This is a genomic window from Hahella sp. CR1 (genome assembly GCF_029813005.1).
Classification (GTDB): Bacteria; Pseudomonadota; Gammaproteobacteria; order Pseudomonadales; family Oleiphilaceae; genus Hahella.
Window position 1 is genome coordinate 12,386 of the sequence record NZ_JAPELK010000014.1, and the last position, 19,616, is coordinate 32,001.

Annotated in this window: 19 protein-coding genes and 1 pseudogene; 13 read left to right on the plus strand and 7 right to left on the minus strand. The window is 54.4% G+C overall.

Features of this window, described 5'->3' with window-relative positions; all coding sequences use genetic code 11:
• Positions 1-2: 2 nt before the first annotated feature.
• A complete protein-coding gene (locus tag ONV78_RS26270; protein ID WP_279507436.1) occupies positions 3-437 on the minus strand; it encodes a group III truncated hemoglobin in 435 nt (144 codons plus the stop codon).
• 27 nt (positions 438-464) lie between these two features.
• The gene (locus ONV78_RS26275) at positions 465-1,661 is read right to left on the minus strand and encodes a multidrug effflux MFS transporter (protein ID WP_279507437.1); all 1,197 of its coding nucleotides are present in this window, start codon (positions 1,659-1,661) and stop codon (positions 465-467) included.
• 253 nt (positions 1,662-1,914) lie between these two features.
• Between ONV78_RS26275 and ONV78_RS26280 the strand changes: the two genes are divergently transcribed.
• A complete protein-coding gene (locus tag ONV78_RS26280; protein WP_279507439.1) occupies positions 1,915-2,385 on the plus strand; it encodes a hypothetical protein in 471 nt (156 codons plus the stop codon).
• Positions 2,386-2,448: 63 nt separating this feature from the next.
• Positions 2,449-3,090, plus strand: a complete 642-nt coding sequence (locus ONV78_RS26285) for a glutaredoxin domain-containing protein (RefSeq protein ID WP_216739411.1) — start codon at positions 2,449-2,451, stop codon at positions 3,088-3,090.
• A 48-nt stretch (positions 3,091-3,138) separates the two neighbouring features.
• On the opposite strand, the gene ONV78_RS26290 is transcribed toward ONV78_RS26285, so the two are convergent.
• On the minus strand, positions 3,139-3,696 hold the full coding sequence (locus tag ONV78_RS26290) for an exonuclease (protein ID WP_279507440.1): 558 nt from the start codon (positions 3,694-3,696) through the stop codon (positions 3,139-3,141).
• A gap of 41 nt (positions 3,697-3,737) precedes the next feature.
• Positions 3,738-6,542 (minus strand): hypothetical protein, encoded by a 2,805-nt coding sequence (locus ONV78_RS26295; protein ID WP_279507441.1) that lies wholly within the window; start codon positions 6,540-6,542, stop codon positions 3,738-3,740.
• Positions 6,543-6,830: 288 nt separating this feature from the next.
• Between ONV78_RS26295 and ONV78_RS26300 the strand changes: the two genes are divergently transcribed.
• The 4 genes and pseudogenes from ONV78_RS26300 to ONV78_RS26315 all read left to right on the plus strand — a co-directional run.
• Positions 6,831-7,496 carry a class I SAM-dependent methyltransferase gene (locus tag ONV78_RS26300; protein WP_216739414.1) on the plus strand — a complete coding sequence of 222 codons (666 nt, stop codon included), beginning with the start codon at positions 6,831-6,833 and terminating at the stop codon, positions 7,494-7,496.
• 46 nt (positions 7,497-7,542) lie between these two features.
• On the plus strand, positions 7,543-8,751 hold the full coding sequence (locus ONV78_RS26305; RefSeq protein WP_279507442.1) for a hypothetical protein: 1,209 nt from the start codon (positions 7,543-7,545) through the stop codon (positions 8,749-8,751).
• A gap of 124 nt (positions 8,752-8,875) precedes the next feature.
• Positions 8,876-9,256: a hypothetical protein gene (locus ONV78_RS26310; protein ID WP_279507444.1), complete on the plus strand. Its 381-nt coding sequence runs from the start codon at positions 8,876-8,878 to the stop codon at positions 9,254-9,256.
• Between the two features lie 12 nt (positions 9,257-9,268).
• Positions 9,269-10,732: pseudogene (locus tag ONV78_RS26315) on the plus strand (di-heme-cytochrome C peroxidase); the annotation flags it as partial.
• 76 nt (positions 10,733-10,808) lie between these two features.
• On the opposite strand, the gene ONV78_RS26320 reads toward ONV78_RS26315, so the two are convergent.
• Positions 10,809-11,066, minus strand: a complete 258-nt coding sequence (locus tag ONV78_RS26320; RefSeq protein ID WP_279507446.1) for a hypothetical protein — start codon at positions 11,064-11,066, stop codon at positions 10,809-10,811.
• A gap of 127 nt (positions 11,067-11,193) precedes the next feature.
• Here ONV78_RS26320 and ONV78_RS26325 point away from each other — a divergent pair, with 127 nt between their 5' ends.
• The 6 genes from ONV78_RS26325 (at position 11,194) to ONV78_RS26350 (ending at position 16,637) form a co-directional block, all read left to right on the plus strand.
• The gene (locus ONV78_RS26325; RefSeq protein WP_279507448.1) at positions 11,194-11,961 is read left to right on the plus strand and encodes a helix-turn-helix transcriptional regulator; all 768 of its coding nucleotides are present in this window, start codon (positions 11,194-11,196) and stop codon (positions 11,959-11,961) included.
• 143 nt (positions 11,962-12,104) lie between these two features.
• Positions 12,105-13,196 carry a YHYH protein gene (locus ONV78_RS26330; RefSeq protein WP_279507449.1) on the plus strand — a complete coding sequence of 364 codons (1,092 nt, stop codon included), beginning with the start codon at positions 12,105-12,107 and terminating at the stop codon, positions 13,194-13,196.
• Positions 13,197-13,209: 13 nt separating this feature from the next.
• Positions 13,210-14,310: a HupE/UreJ family protein gene (locus tag ONV78_RS26335; protein WP_279507451.1), complete on the plus strand. Its 1,101-nt coding sequence runs from the start codon at positions 13,210-13,212 to the stop codon at positions 14,308-14,310.
• Positions 14,311-14,447: 137 nt separating this feature from the next.
• Positions 14,448-15,029, plus strand: coding sequence for a hypothetical protein (locus ONV78_RS26340; protein ID WP_279507452.1), 582 nt, complete (start codon positions 14,448-14,450; stop codon positions 15,027-15,029).
• A 163-nt stretch (positions 15,030-15,192) separates the two neighbouring features.
• Complete coding sequence (locus ONV78_RS26345) at positions 15,193-15,807, plus strand: LysE family translocator (RefSeq protein ID WP_279507455.1); 615 nt, start codon at positions 15,193-15,195, stop codon at positions 15,805-15,807.
• Between the two features lie 38 nt (positions 15,808-15,845).
• The gene (locus ONV78_RS26350; RefSeq protein WP_279507457.1) at positions 15,846-16,637 is read left to right on the plus strand and encodes a suppressor of fused domain protein; all 792 of its coding nucleotides are present in this window, start codon (positions 15,846-15,848) and stop codon (positions 16,635-16,637) included.
• Positions 16,638-16,645: 8 nt separating this feature from the next.
• Here the strand turns inward: ONV78_RS26350 and ONV78_RS26355 are convergent, their stop codons facing one another.
• Positions 16,646-17,149, minus strand: a complete 504-nt coding sequence (locus ONV78_RS26355; RefSeq protein ID WP_279507460.1) for a GNAT family N-acetyltransferase — start codon at positions 17,147-17,149, stop codon at positions 16,646-16,648.
• A gap of 279 nt (positions 17,150-17,428) precedes the next feature.
• Between ONV78_RS26355 and ONV78_RS26360 the strand changes: the two genes are divergently transcribed.
• On the plus strand, positions 17,429-19,159 hold the full coding sequence (locus tag ONV78_RS26360; protein WP_279507462.1) for an ABC transporter substrate-binding protein: 1,731 nt from the start codon (positions 17,429-17,431) through the stop codon (positions 19,157-19,159).
• 22 nt (positions 19,160-19,181) lie between these two features.
• On the opposite strand, the gene ONV78_RS26365 is transcribed toward ONV78_RS26360, so the two are convergent.
• Positions 19,182-19,610 carry a hypothetical protein gene (locus ONV78_RS26365; RefSeq protein ID WP_216739424.1) on the minus strand — a complete coding sequence of 143 codons (429 nt, stop codon included), beginning with the start codon at positions 19,608-19,610 and terminating at the stop codon, positions 19,182-19,184.
• Positions 19,611-19,616: the final 6 nt, after the last annotated feature.

Consider the following 19,616-nt stretch of genomic DNA (forward strand, 5'->3'; position numbering starts at 1 on the left):
CGTTATAGAGCGGAGTAAAAGTTGGCGTCGTCGCCGGGAGTGGAGTTGCGAGCGGTCTCAAATGCTTTGGACATGGAGTCGGCGATGGCGGCCGCGCGGGTCTTCATCAATTCCGCTCTCGGCCCTGCGTGATGGCGATCTATTTCCTGTCGCCACAGGGTGAGCCAGCGTGCGAAATGTTCTGGACGCAAAGGGGATTTTGCGTCCAGCGCCGCATGGTCTTCGTAGACTCTGCCTTGGAAACCTGCGCGCACTCCAAACAACAGGGAGTTCCAGAAGGCGACAATGCGCGGCAGGTGGGCAGGAAGGTCGATGGCCGCAACCTCTGTGAAGAAGAAACCTACTTGCTCATCATTTAACAACAGGGCGTAAAAGCGCTCGATGATATCCTGAATATCATCGACGCTGGCGATGTCCTGAGCAGGTTGAACGGTCACAGGTAGACTCCCATGGGCTGCGCAGGCTTATGCGTTTGCAATCGCTTTACGCGCAGCGCCGGGAGCTCCCCAGGCGAATGCGGCGTTCAGCAATGCGCACATAAGCATGACGGCGACGATAGGAACCAGTGTGCCGTCGGAAAGCGCGGATGACAAGGCGCTGATGGCGCCGGAAATAGTGAACTGCAGCGCGCCCATCAACGCAGACGCCGTGCCGCTGTTGCTTTTAAAAAACTGGATGAAGCAGGCGGAGCCGTTTGGCATGGCGGCGCCAAGCGATCCCACAGAAAGCATGAGCGCGGGAGCGAACAGATACAGTGATGGATAAAAGAAAACGATGGCTATCAGCAGGATCACCCCGAAAGTCTGCAACCATACAGCCAGTCGTAACAGTTGAGCGGACTCCACCCAGGTCAGCAGCGCGCGGTTGGCCATGCTCATCAGGGCCATGACCGCGATATTGCCGGCGAAGAGCAGGGAAAATGCGAATTCGGATAAGCCGAACCATTCCTGATAAATAAAGGACGCGTGAGTCAGAAACGTCAGCATGACGCTGAAGCCCAGGGACTGAATGAAGATGAAGCGCAAGGCGGCGGTATTTTTCAGAATCTCCAGATAATCCGCGAGGACGTTGCGTTTAGGCGGCGGAGAGTGCGGTGGCGCATCAGCGAATAAAGAAAACCATAAGGTGACGATCACCACGCCGGTATACAGCGCCAGAAACAGGAATATCCAACGCCAGTCAGCAAAAGCGAGAATAGTGCTGCCCAGCGTCGGAGCAATGGCTGGCGCCGCGATCATGATCAATCCGATCAGAGAAAACAGTTTAGCGGTTTCCTGCCCTTCCGTGCGGTCGCGAATGATGGCGGGCACGCTCACCGCGCACCAGCCGCCGCCAAAGGCCTGGGTAAAGCGCCAGATAAGCAGGGAGGCTAAGCTCTCGCTTTGCGACAGCATGAGACAGGAGAACAGGAAGACGGCCAGGCCGGTGAGCATGATCCGGCTGCGGCCTAGACGGTCCGATAACGGGCCGCCGATTAACTGTCCAATGGCCAGTCCCAAAATATACACGCTGATGCTGAGAGAAACGTCGTGAATATCTGCGCCGATTGCTTTGGCGATATCGGGAAAGGCAGGTAGATAGGTATCAATGGCGAAAGGGCCAAGGGCGACCGCCATCGCCAGAATAAAAGCGATACGTGAGTGGCTGCTGGAAGATGTCATGAGAGTCGGCTGCGCTGCGGAGCTTTGTACGAAAAAACAACAAAGCTTGGTTATAACGAAGAAAGCAGGCTAGGATGCCTAATCCTGACCGCCCGGACAAGTGGTAAATTTCGAATTCCTTATGTAATTAATTCGAATTGAAAAATTAACGAATCTTCTCACCGCCATTCCGCATATTCCCTTCGGCTGATTTCATTAGTTTGGAATTGCAGTTAGATTGAACTTACCTGAAAACACAATAAAAATTGATTTTATGTTGCACGATAGATCATTTTTACTGAAAGCGAAAGACGCTCTTACTGAAGCGGATCTGCTCAATACGGAAAGCCCGTTTTACGCCAGCGTATTACTGCGTGAGGCGGGGCGCACCATGCTCATGCCGGACCGCATTGGCGCCGCCTGCTGGATTGGAAAAAGCTATTCATTGCGGGATATCCCATCTTCGCAATCGAGATATTACGCCAGATGGTTCAAGGACTTGCTGGATAGATTGCGTCAGGAACGGGTGTTTCTGGTGTATAACGATGAAGCGCCGCCACAGATGCCGATCTTCCAGCGCAGCGCCAGCGGAGAAGGCTTGCAGGCGGCGCCGGATTGCGCTGAACTGGCGGCTCGTTTGCTCAGCGAATTGCATACTGGTACGGCTCAGAATGCGCCAGGCGAACCTGTCTCTCACGCTAACCCAACACGGCGGAAAAAGCAGGCGGCCTTGATGTTTGAGTAATGTTTGCACACGCGAGCAAAAAATGGTCTTATTGCGCGCCTTTTTGTTGTCGTGGTGTTTTACATGAAAAAGTTGTTCGCGCTGGTGGTGGTCGCCGGTCTTATTTATCAGTTCAAGCCGGAGTGGATTCCATTCACTCAGCCCGAAGGCGCCTTTTACGTTGATGGTTCTCCCAGAACGTTGCTGTTTACTTTTAGCGATTGCGGGCAACCCTGCGCCAAAGTCAAAGACGAATTAAAACGCAGAGGCGCCGCCTATGAAGAAGTGGTGGTGGACGCCAGTGCGGAAAATCGCCAGCTGTGGGACGGTTTCTCACCCTATAACTCATTCCCATTATTGATTGCCGGCAATGAGCGGGTGTATGGCGACATGGGCATTGAGGTGGCGACTGCGCTGGCGTTGAACTACGGCGAGGATTCGCTCACATCAGAAGAACGTGAGCTGACATCCTCGCATTTCAATGCGGACGGCTCCCCAAGAGTTGTGATGTATGGCGCGGACTGGTGTCCTCATTGTAAAAAGCTGCGCGGCGAATTTCGGGATGACGGCATGGCGTTTTCTGAGATTGACGTGGAGAAAGCGTATAACAGAGACCAACTCATCCGCACGCTGGGCATCAACGGTTATCCCGTGACTTACGTGGGATATCGTCGTGTGGTGGGGAATGACATCAAAGCTATTAAGAAAGCACTCGCCAGTTATTAGTTCTCGTTAAATATCCAAGTATTCCAAAGGCCGCCATTGCGGCCTTTTTCACTTCAGGTTCTCCTGCAGAATATTACAGAACAGCGCGCCCTGTTCGATGGCGTCGTCCAGCGCCACATGGGTATGGGGCAGGGGATCAAACCAATGTTGGGGCATCTTACGTTTGGCGGTCTCCCTGAAGGGCGTTTTCAGCACCGCCATCGCGTAGCTTTTGATGTCCAGCGCAGAGTGAGAAAACGGACTCTCGCCGGTGAATTTCATCAGGTACCAGTAGACGAACATAAAGTCGTAGGAAGCGGGATAACCGACGAAAACCGGTTTGCCGGGCAATTGCTTGAGCCACTGCAGATACTGCTGCATCGCCTGTTGCGGCGGCTGCAGGTCCTGGCGACAGGCATCCCAGGCGGCCTGATTTTGCTCCCACCAGGCCTGCGTATCCGGGTGGGCGGACGCTTCAGGAAGAATTTCCAGGTTAGCGGAGAAGGTCCCGACCAATTCCTTTTCCGCCGTATAAGCCGCTGATGCGAAGCTCAGCATGGAGTGCGGTCCGGGAATCGGTCCGTCCGCTTCCACATCCGTACTGACATAAATTTCTGGTTTCGCCATGAGTCACCTGTGCTAATTAAGTAAGAAATGTGTCGAAAGACTTAATCATTGGCCGCTAAATAGGGCGCAATGCCAGTGAATACCGGGCGGTAGAACACCGCCTCCGCCTGCGACAATTCCGCCAAGGGGTACTTCTTGCCTTTCCGAAAGCGGGGGTTGTTAGAGTCCGTCACTTTGCCATGGCTCAGTAGCGCCTTGATCAATACCTCTATATATAGGCTGCGTATGGGAATTTCATCGTGGATGAAAACCTCCATGATTGCTTCCAGCAGATATCGCTGCGCTGCACGCAGTCCTTGATACTTTAATATGTCGTGTATGGATGGGATGCCGTCAGTGAGGATGTCGCCGCGAGAGACCTGGGTTCCCTCAAGAACTGGGGAATAGAGGTGGCTTGGTTCTAGTGTGTGTCGTTTTCCATGCATGTCAGTAATGTTTGGGCGACATAGACCCTGACCATAGGGTGAGTTAGGGAGAATCTTTTCGAAAGAAAGGCGTCCGCTTACAGGCGATATTATTTGTTTTTGGGAGCGAAAATATTCGGGGGGACGTCCAGTCAAGAAATACTGCAATTTATCAGGACCGTGATGAAGGTATCTGTCTAGGCTCTGTTTATCCCTTATTCCTATTATATCTCCTTTGTATATGGTCGCTTTGTCAGTTATAGAGACAGAGTCGTTAGGCAAGAGTGGAATCTTGGAGAGTGGTTCACCGGATTCGGAGTGAATAATTATCGCAGGAGACTGGGAGCGGTCCTCTTTTTGACGCTTGCCTATAATATTGAAAGATTTCAGCTCGGTAAGTTCGTCACAGACTACTTCGAATGTTGCTCCTTCAATGAACTGATGAAATACTGCCACGCCATCTTCGAGAGCGATAATTGGCTGGCTGTAAGGATGCGCTTTGAAAAGCGCGTCTCCTGGGGCGACGCGCTCCCCGTCATTTACTAGCAGTATATCGCCATATCCCACACTAACGCTGGACCACAGATTTCCTGCGTCATCCAGGATATTCATTGCGCCTTTATATGAGCAGGCCACAGGCTTGTTTTCCGCTTTATTGATAATCGTGTCAAGCTCTACAAATTGGACTCGCCCAGCGGTCTCCGCCCGAGTGGTAATATATGGTTCGTTGCGGTTTGTACGATACGTTCCACCAAATAAATAGATAACAGCAAACTTGATTGTTTTGGATAAATGCGCGAATGCAAGGTTTGTCAGCCCGGCGATATTTGTGTTGAGCGGCGACCAGCTTTGATGCGTTGGAGACTCTCCACAACAGACTTGGCAGACGCCTGCTTCTGATTGGCAAGTTAGCGGGGAGCGCACAACAATGCCGGGAACCTGATGGGCGAATATCTGGTCAAGATGACGTGATCTGATGACTTTATTGGCGCCCAGGATAACCTGACCAGTTGTTGGCGATATGACAGGTTGAGACGTTACTCTCCCTATAAAAGCCGCATTATTTGCAATCTCTAAATCAAACAGAGGGATGGGGAAGCCATCTTTGGCGTTGCAGTCTTCGATATGCGTGACTAGTGATGGGTTGATTTGAGTCAGGTTGTGAAACTGCTTTGCAGCATCGTGTTCTTTTCGCATATCCGCTGTCATTATCAGGCGATAGTTCCCTGCTTCAAGTAAAGTCTCAATTTGACTGAGTCCACTTGCTTTATTGCGTAGAAAGTTTATTTCGAGGTATGCGGATTGGTGAGTCATGACGCAACCGCCTATCACAGGGAGGTGGTTTGAGGTGCGTTCCTTTCCGAGTGCGCCTACTTCACTGTGCCACTGCGTTGGTGAAGTGAGGCTGAATCGTTTTAAATGAAGCGTATCCGCTTGCTTGGTTATCACGGAGAGCGTTCTGAACAGCATATCGACATGCTTGTTATAGCGCTCGCCTTGGGTGAATAGTCCTGCTTCATACTGGTCGTAGTTCTTCCGCAACTCAGAGTCGCTCTCCTTCCGAAGTTGCGGTAGATCCGGCAGTGTCTCCAGTTCTTTGAATGATGGAGAGATTGTGAGATGGGGGCGGTATGTATGCGCCAATGTGGTCAATATCTCCGCAAGCATGGGAAGGTCAAAGCTCGACTCCAGGGCCACACGGGTGAACAGCGTGTCGAGAAACAGTTTGTTGAAACAGCGGTTCAGTTCCTCTAATGAGAACCAGCGTGAGAGACTCCGGTTCGCCAAGATACGACCCACCGTTGAGAGCGTGCGGTTGCGACCGAGTCTCACTTGTTGCTGTAGTGACGCCAGACCTCGATCATATCGATGCACCGCTTCGTCAGGGTGTAATAGGTCCAGGGTTGGTTTGGCGTCATCTCTGCAGGTCAGCTCGTATAAGGTGATGATATCCGCATTGTTCAGCCTGTTGTGTCCAGAGAACTTGAATTCCGTGTCAGGATCATATTCAAACTGTTGAACTGCACTGACTGTATGCGCGCCGGTTTGCAGATAGACCCTGACTCTGGCGCCGTATTCGATATGTTTTTCGGGATAATCATGCGCCGATAACTGTACTGTCGGATCACCGGTGAGACAGGGGATAAGGCTCAAGGTTTGCGGAGGCGAACCCGGAAAATGTATCGCAACCCGATTCTGCGACATGAGCGTCGTTAGGGTCTCGGGCAGGGTCGATGAGGAGAGGGTACGGATATCGCCCTGTGCAAGGCGGGGCGTCAGAAGCGGCGCGAATACTTTGATAGCGACAGGCAGGGGCAGCCCCACATGTCCCTGGCGCATAAGCGGCGAATGAACGCTGACTGCGCCTGTTTCGTTTGGGTAATTCAATCCTTCGACTATCAGGGCCCGTAAGTCTGGCGCTAAATCTTTTATTGCATGCATATCAAATACCCGCTGTTGACAGATGGCCAATGAGCCGTATAATGGCGCTTATATACCTTCCATAAGTTACATATCTTCTTGTTTTCCATAACAAAAAACCGTCAACGTTAATACTCTTTCATCCTTCTTGCAAACACTTTCCTATATGATGGCGTCTCCGTCGATGGAGTGGCGTTTATCCTTTGCTGATGCGGGTTGGCGACAGCAATTTCAGGCTTGCGTTCTATACTAGTGGCAGGACTGAAACCAAGTTTGCGAACTTTTGCAATCTGCGTTGAGGACAAAGGGATGAACGGACAAGAAAGAGTGTTGTTGGACGCCAGGCCGGGGCAGGCGGTTTATAACCGCATTACCTTGCCCTTTTACGATTCCATGGTGCTTGGCTTTTCCAATCATTTCGCTTGGCGTTGTCCATCGGCGAATCTGCTCGAACTGTATAACCGGAACCTGTCGGCGTCTCATCTGGAGATGGGCGTGGGCACCGGCTACTTTCTCGATCATTGTACTCCTGCCGTTCGGCTCGAAAAGCTGACGTTATTGGATCTGAATCCAACTTGCCTGCGTTATACCGCCGGTCGCCTCTGGCGCTATCAGCCAAGGTCGTTGAGGCACAATGCGTTAGAGCCATTCCCTTTAGACTCACATCAGTTCGGCTCTGTGGGATTGAATTACTTACTGCACTGCATGCCCGGCTCGCCGGAGCAGAAGGGCGTTGTATTTGATCACGTGAAAGCCGTGTTGGCGGAGGTAGGCGTCTGCTTCGGTTCGACGATCATTAATAACGGTGGGGAATCCCGGTTGGGCGGACTGTTGAAGATGCTCTACAACCGCAAAGGAATTTTCAGCAACCTGAAGGATACCGCCGACGCCTGGATCGAGCAGTTGGAGGCTAGGTTCAGGCGGGTGCAAACGCAAGAGATCGGCGCTGTTCTGTTGTTTTCCGCTAGAGACTGATCTTGTTGCGGTCACTATTTGACTGACGACAAAGAGCTAAGCAAACATGGCAATTACTTCAAAAAGAACCGGTGTCATCGCGACTGTGGCCATTATCTGGCTGATCGCGACGTCCTATTTTGTATACCTCAGTCTCACCTCTGAAGCGGACTCCGACCGCAGACGAGATATGAGAGAGTTTCAGCATGGCGTGGACTTCGTACGTCGGGCTGACGGTAAATATGTGCTGGTCTGGTCCAGCTCAGGATCGCCTTTGGACCCCAAGGAGGCGGATGGCGATGAGTGGATTCATGACGTTTATTACTCCTTCATTGACCCAAAAGATCCCCAGCTTGATCCGGTCACGCTGATCTCCGCGCCCCTGGCGCAGGAGCCCGCCAGTTCCGCCATCAATGACGATGGCCATATCATGGTCACCATGGAGGACGCCTGGAATGTAGAGAATGTTCTGGCGCAGACTTTCGGACTGTATGACAGCGACATGAGTCCGATCAAAGCCTACCAGCAGGTCGTCTATGATGGCGGGCACTCCGGCCATGTGACGGCGGCCGGTAAGCGTTTCATCGTGTTCTATTCTGAAGAATGGGTGGATGGCGGCGGCGTCGACGACCTTGGCTCCGGCGACGACGTGCTGATGGCGGTCTACGACACCCATGGCGAATTGCTGCATGAACGTGATGTCGCCGTCGGCGACCGCACCCGGGACTGGTGGCCGCTGGCGGCGGGCTCCGATCGCAGGGCGTTGCTGGTGTGGCAACGCTTTGTGGACGATAAGCCCTACGCCCGTCTGATGTATCGCATGTATGACCCAGTGGGCGACAAATGGGTGAAAGGGGAGACCGAGCTGGTCAAAACCCAAGAATACTATACCTACGATGTGCAATACATTGGCGCGATTGATCGTTTTCTGGTGACAGGCGCCTACAGCAACGGCGGTGGATTCGCCTATTTGATCGCCCCCGACGGCTCCATCACCGCCAGAAACACCAGTCTGCCGCCTCTGGTGAGGGAAGCCCAGCCGGCCATTCGAACCGTTAACGGCAAACTGCTGGCGGTGTATCCAGCGGCGCCAGACAGGCTGATGGTGCTGTCTCTCACCAAGACGTCGATCTCTCTTGAGAAGCGGATACCGGTGGACTATCGCTGGTCCTACATCGGAACCGATGGCATTTTCCTTGATGACGGCACCGTGTATTTCGTGTCCCTGTCTGCGAACGGTCCCAAACAGCTGAAAGTCAGCGTCAACCTCGATTAAACTTCTCTCCCGGGCCGACGGACTGAGCACCGTCGGCCATCCCTGTCTATAGTAAAAGTGGCTGTGAATCATAAACGAACAAAGATTCTCTAAGGGAAGACGCCCAAGGGAAAGGATCAAGGCTATGGCTACAACACGCATGGACAAGGAGAACACGCAGGCGGAGCGGCAAACACGGCAGGAACAAAGATTGACGAAACGGCGCGCGGGAATGCTCGCTGTGGCGACTTTGTCGGGATTGACCGGCTCTTGCGCATTGAAACAACAAGGAAACTGGATACAGGAGGGAGAGACTGTGCCCGGCGGCAAGGGCAATGTGGTGGATCTGGATCAGGGTTGGACCGACGACACCCAGGCGGCGTTTTATTTCTCCTCACAAGGCTCGCGCATCATTCCCTACAAATGGTTTCTGGTGCTGGAGCGCAAGGACAGTCAGGCGCTGTTTCGCGCAGATGACCATATGGAGCGTATGCGCTATCTGCCGTCCACACAGGTGGGCACCTAGAACCCGGATGGACTCCCGGTCGGCTTCGTCAAGGACACCGGGGAAAACGGCGAGCAATGGATGGGCTTTAGCTGCGCCGCCTGTCATACGGGGCAAGTCAGCTACCGGGGGCAGGAGATTCGTATCGACGGCGGCCCGACCCTGGGCGACGTGCAGACTTTCAACGCCGCGCTGGTGGATGCGTTGAGCAGCACCTATCAGGACAACGCCAAGTTCGACCGTTTCGCCATCAATGTATTGGGCGAGCCGGATATGGAGGCGAAATTCAAGTTGCGCCAAGCGCTGTTTGCGCAAACGGAAGAGCTGGCCACCCGCAATCTGATCAATCACTCCGCGCCTCATCAGCCGGATTATGGCTATGGGCGAGTGGACGCTATTGGGCAGATCTTTAATCAGATCATGGTCTATTTCAACGATATGCCCAACAACGGACATCCCGCCAACGCCCCGGTGAGTTATCCGTTTCTGTGGGGAACCCAGCAGTCGAATGTGGTGCAGTGGACGGGCTTCGCGCCCAATGGTCCGTTTGATTTCGGCGCGCTGATTCGCAACGCGGGTGAGGTGCTTGGCGTGTATGGCCAACTCAATATCCCCGACGATAAATCGGTGTATCGTTACAAGTCCTCGTTTGATATCAAGGGGCTGGGTGATCTGGAGGCCTGGGTGGCGGATTTGCGTTCGCCGGCGTGGCCGACGGAGTACCTTCCCGCCGTCAATCCGGAGGTCGCCGCCCAGGGTAAGATGCACTACGACAAATACTGCCTGAGCTGCCATCAAGTGATTCCTCGCAGTCGTGAAGCGGCGGTCTATAACGCGGTGCTGACGCCCATCAACCAGGTGGGCACTGACCCGCTGGAATGGACCAACATGATGAAGTGCTACGAAGCCGGTAAGTATGAAGGCCGCAAGAGCATGGGCATTATCGGCGACCCCATTCCCGCCACGACGTCCGGGCTTGAGCCTTTGGTGAACGCCGCGGTGGGCGGTTTGCTGGAGCACACGGCTGACTCCATTGACGCGGCCTCCGTGGACTATTCAACCGAGCTGCATTCCGAGAAGGCGCGCCAGGAGAAACTCAAGGATGTGATGGCGCAGTTCAAAATCAAGCAATCGCCATCCGTCGCCTGCGGCGATAATCTCCCGATCAGTGAGGGGACATATAAGGCGCGGCCATTGAACGGCATATGGGCGACGGCTCCCTATCTGCATAACGGCTCTGTGCCGAATCTGTATGAGCTGCTGTTGCCGGCGTCGCAGCGCTCCAAGAAGTTTTATCTGGGCTCGCGGGAGCTGGACGTGGTTAAAGTTGGATACGTCTCCATGCCGCATATGACGCTGTCCGATGGCACGCTGATCAAGACGTTCGAATACGATACCAGCCTGAAGGGCAACGCCAACAGCGGGCATGAGTATGGCGCCAAAGACATGAAGGAGTCTGAGCGCATGGAGTTGCTGGAGTACTTGAAAACGTTGTGAGGCGATCTCCGCCGAGATAACCGGAGCGCCGTCGGGCGTTCCGGTCTGATCGAGACTTGATCCGACAGGGAGATGGTCAGCGCCCCGCTTGCTCCACCAACGCGCGGATTTCCGGGTCTCTGATTTCAAAGGTGTCGAAGACGCCTAGTTGCCGCAGGCCCGGAATCAGTCCCAGTAAATCATTTTTCGCCGCAGTCCGCTCGGCATCGGAAAGGCGCTCGTCCTTCATATCACGGGCGCTCAACATAAACGCGGCGATTGAACCCTTGCGCAGAGTGACGCCTTGGTGGGCGAACATATTTTCGTTTTCGGCAAGCACTTGTTCTGGTTTCATATCAGCAATCTCCTTTGGGGGTTAACGGCGCTGAGGTGTGAGCGCCGGATTGATTTCTATGTTATTTCCTCCTAAATTGACCGGCTAACGCCAATCAGAAAATAAATTGCTCAATCCGGCCAAATGTATGTCTCCCTTTCCTGCTAATGCCGGTTCGCCGGTTTTACCTCAAGATATTTTGGTGCGCCGCTTAAGATCGGAAGGGATGGAAGAAAGGGAAGGGCATTCTCATGAATATGGGCAATTGTTCTGCGTATTGCAGGGGCTGACGGTGGCGGATACGGATGCCGGGCGCTGGCTAATGCCCTCCAGTCGTCTGGGCTGGATACCCCCGGGCGTATGGCACGGCGCGCAATATTTCGGCGCCATAGCCGGCTGGAGCCTTTACCTGCATCCAGACATTTGCGCCCCCTTGCCTGACAAGCCTTGCGTCTATGAAGCGAACGCTTTGATGACGCCTATCATCGCGCGAATCGCTGAATGGCCCGGCGGCGAGCCTCTGGATGCTCCCCGTCGCCGCTTGTTGCATGTCCTGCTGGATGAAATCCAAGCGGCGCGACAACCCGCGCTGCATCTGCCTATGCCCAGTGACAAGCGCCTCCTGCGTCTGAGCCATAAGCTGCTCGGGGCCCCGGAAAACAACGATTCCTTGCTGGCGCTGGCCAGTGACATCGGCATGAGCGAACGCACGCTGACCCGCAAATTTCGCGAAGAAACCGGTCTGTCCCTGGGACAATGGCGACAACTGGCCAGACTGGCCCGCGCCCTCGAATTACTGGCCCAGGGCGTCCCCGTCACCCAAACCGCCCTGGACCTGGGATACGACAGCGTCAGCGCCTTTATTGCGCTGTTTCGGCGTTATATTGGCGAGACGCCGGGGCGGTATTTGAAATAGTCAGGCTCAATGACAATTTAGTCTCTGTATTAAGCATTTCCTCATTTCTTACACACTTCTTCCGTAGTTCCTGCGGATTCGCCTTTTAGTATGTTTTTCACGGATCAGGAAGAGCAACGTGAACAACAGAGGTAGGTGGCTGTATGAAAAACTATTTGAAAACAAAGAGCTTAAGTGAGTCGCATGGAGCGTTTGGTAAAGCGGGCGGGGCCGGTCTGGTTGCGCTTTGTTTGAGCGCGGGACTGGCGTTGTCCGGGTGTGGCGGGTCTGCGGCGGTGTCTGATGGCGCAGCGGAGGACTCTTCTGGAACGGTGGTTGACGATAGTTCATCCAGCGATTCTTCGAGCAGTTCTGGAGACGCCTTCAGCGTTGATATCACCAATGCCATATTCACTGAAATCAGCGGCGACTGCGCCGACTATGACAACTCGCTTGAAGCCTCTGTCACGGATATCCAGCGTGGGCTTGGTTTTGATGCGGCGGTGACTATCAGCAGCGACTCGGACAGTTGCACACTGGTCTCCAACTCGATTCCCAACCACGACTTTAACGACGCCACCGCGCATTTCGCCAACAACGTGGCGGAAGTCAGTCAGAGTTTCAATATTCCCAGAAATCCCTCCTCCGCGTCTTCCACCACCTCGCTCAGCCAACGTCTGGTGAATGGGGTGATGTTGAACGGAGTAATATTGGATCTGTTGTCCGCAGGTTGCTATAACCCCTCCAGCCCCATGGCGGATGCGGACGGCAACACCGCCATTGGCTGTCCAGACACGTCGGACTGGCTGTTAGATCCTCTGGGCACAGATAGCAAATTCGGCGCGGACGCCCATAACGCCCACACCCAGCCGGGCGGGCTGTACCATTATCATGGCAACCCCAACGCCATGTTTGACAGCAACCCCGGACCAAATGGATCGCCGGTGATTGGTTTCGCGGCGGATGGATTTCCCATCTACGGCAGCTATTTTCTGGACCCTGACACAGGAACGGTGCGCAAAGCCGTATCCGGCTACACCCTAAAGACCGGTTCCCGGGGGACCAAGAGCACGAGTAACCCGGGCGGCTCCTACGATGGAACCTATATTGACGATTGGGAGTTCACCAACACCGGCGACCTTGACGCCTGTAACGGCATGACGGTTGACGGTCAGTACGGCTACTACGTGACGGATGCTTATCCCTGGGTGCTGAATTGTTTCCGAGGCGCGCCTGACAGCTCGTTCTACAAATAAAGGGAGGTTGGCGATGAGCGCTTTCAGATTCGCATTCGCAGCGTTGTTTGCTCTTCTGACCGCCCCGGCGTGGGCGCACCAGGCTGGCGTCACCGATACCGCCGTGCAGATCGGCGCCAGCAAAGTGAAAGTTGTGTATACCGCGCCCGAGGCGGAGCTCGCCGCCGACTCCGTCATCGCTTCCAGGAGCGAAGCGATGACGGCCCTGGTTGGCGCAGGCTTTCAGTTGCGCAACGACGATCGCGCCTGTGCTCTGATAGACGCCCGCTCACAGAACCTTGAGCAAATCGCCTCGCGTCAATTCGCCATGCTTTACGACTGCGGTAGTGATATCGGCGTCTTAACGGTCGGCTATCTTCTGTTGCAAAACAATGCCGGGCACAAGAATTTCGTGCGGATAGTCCTGGCGGACCGCACCGCCACGGTGGTGTTTGACAGTGCGCGCAGAACTCAGGAGATTCCCGTCGCGCAGTCTTTGCGGGCTTGGAACAAAGCGCTGACGGACGATTTTATGGGGGACCTGGGCGGTTCCAGCGGCATGAGCCAGTATTCCGACTATTTTATGCTGGGGCTGGAGCACATCGTCTTCGGCTTTGATCATATCCTGTTTTTGCTGGGCCTGCTGTTACTGCCTTTGGGATGGAAACAGCTGGCTGCGTTGATTACCTCCTTTACCGTCGCCCATTCGATCACGTTGGCGGCCTCCGTGTTGAACTGGGTCAGTCCGCCGATGATGTGGGTGGAGGCGGGCATTGCATTAAGCATTGTCTACGTGGCCCTGGAGAATCTGTGGGAGCTGCGTGGTGAACCAACCGCGAAAACCCTGGCTACCCGTTGGAAGCGGCGTTTACTGGTGACGTTCTCTTTTGGATTGATTCACGGCTTCGGCTTTTCGTTCATCCTGCGGGAAATCGGGCTCGGCGACCAATTGGCCGGGGCGCTGATGTCGTTCAATCTGGGCGTGGAGGCGGGGCAGATTGCTATCGTAACGGCGGCGTACGCCCTGATCTATTACGCAATGAAAGATTGGAATCTGTTGCGTATGGCGCGGGTCGGCTCGTTGTTTGTGGCGGCGATGGGCGGTTATTGGCTGGTGGAGCGCTTAGCCGCCTAACGCGGAAAAACTCGGCGTTGATCCTGTTTTAGCAGACGGCTGATCGCGGAAAAAATATTTGCATTGGGCTGTATTGAGCGCCCTGAGAGGCGCGGATAAAATCGCCGGATTTCCAACTATCGTCGGTGAGACAGCATATGTGGCGTTCGGTTTCTTCAAGCGAGCAGGGACAACAGCAGGAACGGCGTCCAGCCTCTGGCGGCGTCAAGGAATCCAGCTTTTGGTTGAGTCAGATATTCATGTTGGCGGCGACAGTGCTGGGGGTATTTCTCGCCGCCCAGGAAGGTCTCAATCAAGCGATTGCATTTGATGACCTGACATCCCGTCAGAACAACTATTATTTACGCAGTTCTCTGGCCAGCGAGTTGCAGAGCAATATCGCCCAGGCCAGGGAGTATGCGGAATTTGTGCAACGGTCCAGCGACAACACGATCAAACAGTATCCGCTGCAATTGGATCTGTTTGTGTGGGAAAGCATGCGCTATTCCCCCGCCACCCTGGAGACGCCGTCTGAGTTTATCTCGGAGATTCAACGCTTCTATCGCGAGGCCAATGATATTCGTCAGAAGATCGAGCGTAGGGTTTACGGGTCTGAGTTCGGTGGACAGGAGCTGCTGAAAGTGACGGAGCGCATGGAGAAAGACGTCATGCCAAAATTGCGCGCCAACATCGAAGGCTTGAAAAAGTCATTGGCGGACAAGGGCGTAGTGTTGGATTGAAATCGTTGTGTGGGCGACGACGTCGCCCAAAATGTTCAATTATTCCACAGACTTGCTTGCATTCTAGCGGGATGGGCTTGATCAGATTTTCTACGAGTGTTAGAACTTGATCCTGCCCACTAACGGAAAGACTTATCGCCACGCCATAAGCAAGGGATAAACTATGGTTAGCCTCGAATATCTGATGACTTCCCTGATTGTTGTGTTACTCCCCGGAACCGGTGTGTTGTACACCGTATCCGCCGGTCTGATGGGCGGTCGGCGCGCAGCCCTGTTCGCCGCAGTGGGATGCACCGCGGGCATTATTCCGCATTTGCTGGCCTGCGCTTTGGGATTGGCGGCGATTCTACACGCCAGCAGTCTGGCCTTTCAGGTCGTCAAATATGTCGGCGTGGCTTATTTAATGTATCTCGCCTGGATGATGTGGAGGGAGTCCGGCGTTATTGCTTTTGACGCTTCGCCGGATGAGAAAAAAGCTACAAGCTTTGCGATCAAAGCCTGCCTGATCAATATCCTTAACCCCAAACTGTCCATCTTTTTTCTGGCGTTTCTACCCCAGTTCGTTCCCCATGACGCCGCCTCGCCAATCTCTCATATGTTGCTGTTAAGCGCTATTTTCATGGGGATGACGCTGGTGGTCTTCACGCTTTACGGCCTGTTCGCCAACGCTGTGCGCGACTACATCGCAGGCTCTCCCAAACTGATGCAATGGACCCAGAAAACCTTCGCCGGCGCTTTCGTCGCATTAGGCGTCAAGCTCGCGACAGTGGAGCGTTAAGAGCCTCAACTCACAGGAAGTCGTCAAAAGGAGTGAGCGTGAAAAGCTTATTTAACAAACTGGCCGGATTATTCTCCAACAGGGCGTCTGAGAGTGGCCAGGGCTCTGCGCCGATCACGCAGAATGAAACCCCGCAAGAGCAGTTCTGGCAAAAAGTCTACGATGAGCGGTCGGAATACTATGAGACCCATTTTGGCGCTCTGCCGTCGGAAATTCTAAAGATTGGCCATATGTTTGGCGTTTGGCCTGGCGGCGGGCTGTATATGATCCCCGCCAACAAGCTGGGGGAAGGCATGTGGGTGTACACCACCTTTGGCTTCACCAATCCCGATATGCCCTCAGGCGTTGCGGCGAATAATGTGGAAGTGGAGAAGGATGAACAAGGTCGCGTGATCAATAGTGCGGCGACGCTGACCCGAAAAGACGTAGCGGCGCAGACGGATGGCGTCCCCGGCTACGGATATGAGATGCTGATGATCGCCCGGGAAAAGGCGGAATGGCCGCTTTGGTTTCTGCAGTGGACCGCTAATGCGGAGATTCTCAACGATGCGGGCATACTGGAGCGGGTCAGCAAGCATGACGGCCTGACGGTGGAGGAGATTCAGGCTGGCGAATCCGAGTTCATCAATGTTTTGATCGCAAAAGCCCAGCCTCCGCTGCCGTCGTCAGGCAAGCTCTCCAATGGCAATATGGAAATCCTGATCGCCACCGTCATCACCGACGAGGAGATGCGCTGGTCCATGGAGCATGGTCGGCCAGCGCTGCTACAAAGATTGATGAAGGCCGGCGTGGGGCAGGTGAGCGATCGCCATCGGGCGAGTGTGGTGTGAGCGCCTTTTTACTCCGCATGTAATTCCGGCTGTTCAATCAGGCGCTCATAGAAAAGCGTGTTGGAATGGTGGGAAGCAAGATAGAATTTATTTCTCTCCAGCATCTTTATTGACGCGGCGTTGTCTCTGGCGACGCCGCAGCTTATTTTTGCGATGCCTGTGTTTTGCCTCGCCCAACCAATAATTCCTTCCATGAGTTCCGTGCCAAGTCCTCGCGACCAATATGCCTCGCCTAAAATGTAGCCCAGGCGCAATTCGGTGAGCCCCGAAGGGAGAGAGATCGGATAGAGAAATACGAACCCGACGACGTCGGTAGACATGATTTCCTTCACGACAAACACCGGCGACTCCGCTAACCGGTGGTCCAGCCATGCGATGGCGTCCTGCCGATTGACTATGGGGCGCCAGTCATCAGGAGCAAAGCGCGTTGCGTTCGGTGTGAGAATCCTCACTATGTCGCGATAAAGGTCATCGCCATCGCCCGTGGAGGTCACGCAGCGAAGGTTGTACACGTAAAGTCTTCGTGTTTTGAATCCACATCGGTACATCGCGGTATAGGGCTCTCTCGGCTGGCGTTAATGGGCGATTCAGGTGGATATCTATCCTAGAGAGCGGGAGCAGGACGCAGTAGAGCGGATATAGGCATTAAATCGGCGGATTTTGGGATTTGCTGCGTTGGCGGACATCACCGACCCCTCCTTTTCTGACTACACTAAGTCAGTAGACTGACCAACGCCGCCGCCAGTGCCAGTGATAATAATAGTGATAGTGGACGAAAGAGCGCTTCTGCGATGTTATCCAAACGACGCCAAAGACAAAGCTTATCGACCCCGTTTAAAGCGCTGTTATCTCTCTTTGCGCTGGTTTGCATGGTGTTTGCGTCCGAAGGCGTTCCGGCCAAAACAGCGCAGGAGTGGGTGGAGACGGAGTTCACCCCCTCAACTCTCAGTCGGGAACAGCAACTTCAGGAAATGCAGTGGTTTCATAAAGCCTCTGAGCCGTTTCGTGGCATGACGATTTATGTGGTGTCGGAGCCTATCGATACCCATTGGTATGAAGCCGATACGCTCGCCAAAGCCTTCGAAGACATTACCGGCATCCGCGTCGTGCATGAAATCACGGGCGAAGATGATGTGGTGCGTAAGCTGCTGGCGCAGATTGAGACGCAACACAACATTTACGATGGATTTATCAGCGATTCAGACCTGATTGGCGGACATTTTCGCAGCGGCGCCGTGGTGGCGTTGTCGGATTATATGCAGGGGGAAGGCAAAGACGTCACCTTACCGACCTTGGATATAGAGGACTTCTTTGGCCTGTCTTTCACCACTGGGCCTGATGGAAAAGTCTATCAGCTGCCTGACCAGCAATTCCCCAGCGTGTACTGGTATCGTCATGACTGGTTCAGTCGTAAGGACTTGCAGGACCGCTTTCGCAAACTCTATGGTTATGAGCTGGGCGTGCCGATGAACTGGTCCGCCTACGAGGACATTGCGGAATTTTTCACCGTGCATGTGCGGGAACTGGACGGCCATCGGGTTTGGGGCCACATGGATTACGGCAAAACCGATCCCTCCCTGGGGTGGCGTATCTCCGACGCCTGGCTGGCGATGGCGGGGATGGGCGACAAAGGACTGCCCAATGGCCTGCCGGTGGACGATTGGGGCATTCGAGTGGAGGGCTGTCGGCCGGTTGGCGCCAGTGTTCAGCGCGGCGGCGCTCTGGATAGCCCGGCGGCTATTTACGGCATCCGCAAATTTCTCGACTGGTTTCGACTGGCCCCGCCAGAGGCCCTCAATGTGACGGATAAAGTGATGGGCGAGTGGGTCGGCTCCGGCCTGATTGCCCAGCAAGCGTTCTGGTATACCGCCTATCTGGCGCAAATCACCCAGCCGGGGCTGCCAGTTGTCAACGCCGACGGCACGCCAAAATGGCGCATTGCGCCGTCGCCGTTGGGAGCATACTGGCGAGAGGGGATGAAGTCCGGTTATCAGGACGCCGGCTCCTGGACCTTTCTGAAAAATACGCCGGAGAAGCGCCGCAAAGCCGCCTGGCTGTATGCGCAGTTCACGGTATCCAGGACGGTGTCCCTGAAAAAGACAATAGTGGGGCTCACGCCGATTCGACTATCCGATATCAACTCCCGGGCGATGACGGATCGTGCGCCTTATCTGGGAGGATTGGTGGAGTTCTATCGCTCCAACGCCCGTTACTATTGGACCCCGACGGGGACCAACGTGCCCAATTATCCTAAACTTTCTCCCCTGTGGTGGAAGTATATGACTCAGGCGTTCAAAGGAACCCAGCCGGTAGAGGAGGTCATGCATGATCTGGCGCAGGCCATGGATGAAGAACTGGCGGCGATCGGCCGGGAAGAACCCGGTCCCTGCGCGCCCCGCCTTAACTCCCAATCCTCCAGAGAATTCTGGCTCAACCAGCCCGGCTCGCCAAAACCCGAGCTTAACGAGCGCCCGCCGGGGAAAACCTTGAGTTATGAAGAGGCGTTAAAGGCGTGGCATTGAGAACCTTCAGGTTAGAAATTATTCAGAATGGAAAGAAGGCGCTTAAAACCGGCCCCAAAGGCAGCGTCAGCAACAACAGGGCATAGATCAATAGCGCGGTGATAAACGCGGCGAAGTTCAGCAGCTTTTGTTTTAGAGGGGCTTTCTGCATCAGGCTTTCCTCGCGCAGAGGAAACACGCTCTTATCCAGGTTGAAGACAGCGTATAAGCCCAGGATGGAGATGGCGACTAATATCGACACCGATAGCCATTGCTGAAACAGGCCGACTATGACTGCGGTGGTGATGCAGGCTTCGAACAGCATGAGTCCGGCGGAGTGGAAAAAGCGATATCTAGCGAAGCCCTTATGGCAGTTATTGCAGTACAGTGGCGCGCCGATCACGCCGGAATGTTTATCCCATATTTCCAGACTGTTTTCTCCACAGCCAGGGCAGTCGGCATACTTAGGCATCTGGTT

Coding starts and splice junctions, on each gene's coding strand:
- ONV78_RS26275 (WP_279507437.1), bottom strand. CDS start 1,661: ATGACATCTTCCAGCAGCCACTCACGTATCGCTTTTATTCTGGCGATG.
- ONV78_RS26305 (WP_279507442.1), top strand. CDS start 7,543: ATGGCAATTACTTCAAAAAGAACCGGTGTCATCGCGACTGTGGCCATT.
- ONV78_RS26325 (WP_279507448.1), top strand. CDS start 11,194: ATGTCTCCCTTTCCTGCTAATGCCGGTTCGCCGGTTTTACCTCAAGAT.
- ONV78_RS26360 (WP_279507462.1), top strand. CDS start 17,429: ATGTTATCCAAACGACGCCAAAGACAAAGCTTATCGACCCCGTTTAAA.
- ONV78_RS26320 (WP_279507446.1), bottom strand. CDS start 11,066: ATGAAACCAGAACAAGTGCTTGCCGAAAACGAAAATATGTTCGCCCAC.
- ONV78_RS26280 (WP_279507439.1), top strand. CDS start 1,915: ATGTTGCACGATAGATCATTTTTACTGAAAGCGAAAGACGCTCTTACT.
- ONV78_RS26300 (WP_216739414.1), top strand. CDS start 6,831: ATGAACGGACAAGAAAGAGTGTTGTTGGACGCCAGGCCGGGGCAGGCG.
- ONV78_RS26310 (WP_279507444.1), top strand. CDS start 8,876: ATGGCTACAACACGCATGGACAAGGAGAACACGCAGGCGGAGCGGCAA.
- ONV78_RS26340 (WP_279507452.1), top strand. CDS start 14,448: ATGTGGCGTTCGGTTTCTTCAAGCGAGCAGGGACAACAGCAGGAACGG.
- ONV78_RS26345 (WP_279507455.1), top strand. CDS start 15,193: ATGGTTAGCCTCGAATATCTGATGACTTCCCTGATTGTTGTGTTACTC.
- ONV78_RS26295 (WP_279507441.1), bottom strand. CDS start 6,542: ATGCATGCAATAAAAGATTTAGCGCCAGACTTACGGGCCCTGATAGTC.
- ONV78_RS26335 (WP_279507451.1), top strand. CDS start 13,210: ATGAGCGCTTTCAGATTCGCATTCGCAGCGTTGTTTGCTCTTCTGACC.
- ONV78_RS26330 (WP_279507449.1), top strand. CDS start 12,105: ATGAAAAACTATTTGAAAACAAAGAGCTTAAGTGAGTCGCATGGAGCG.
- ONV78_RS26285 (WP_216739411.1), top strand. CDS start 2,449: ATGAAAAAGTTGTTCGCGCTGGTGGTGGTCGCCGGTCTTATTTATCAG.
- ONV78_RS26290 (WP_279507440.1), bottom strand. CDS start 3,696: ATGGCGAAACCAGAAATTTATGTCAGTACGGATGTGGAAGCGGACGGA.
- ONV78_RS26365 (WP_216739424.1), bottom strand. CDS start 19,610: ATGCCTAAGTATGCCGACTGCCCTGGCTGTGGAGAAAACAGTCTGGAA.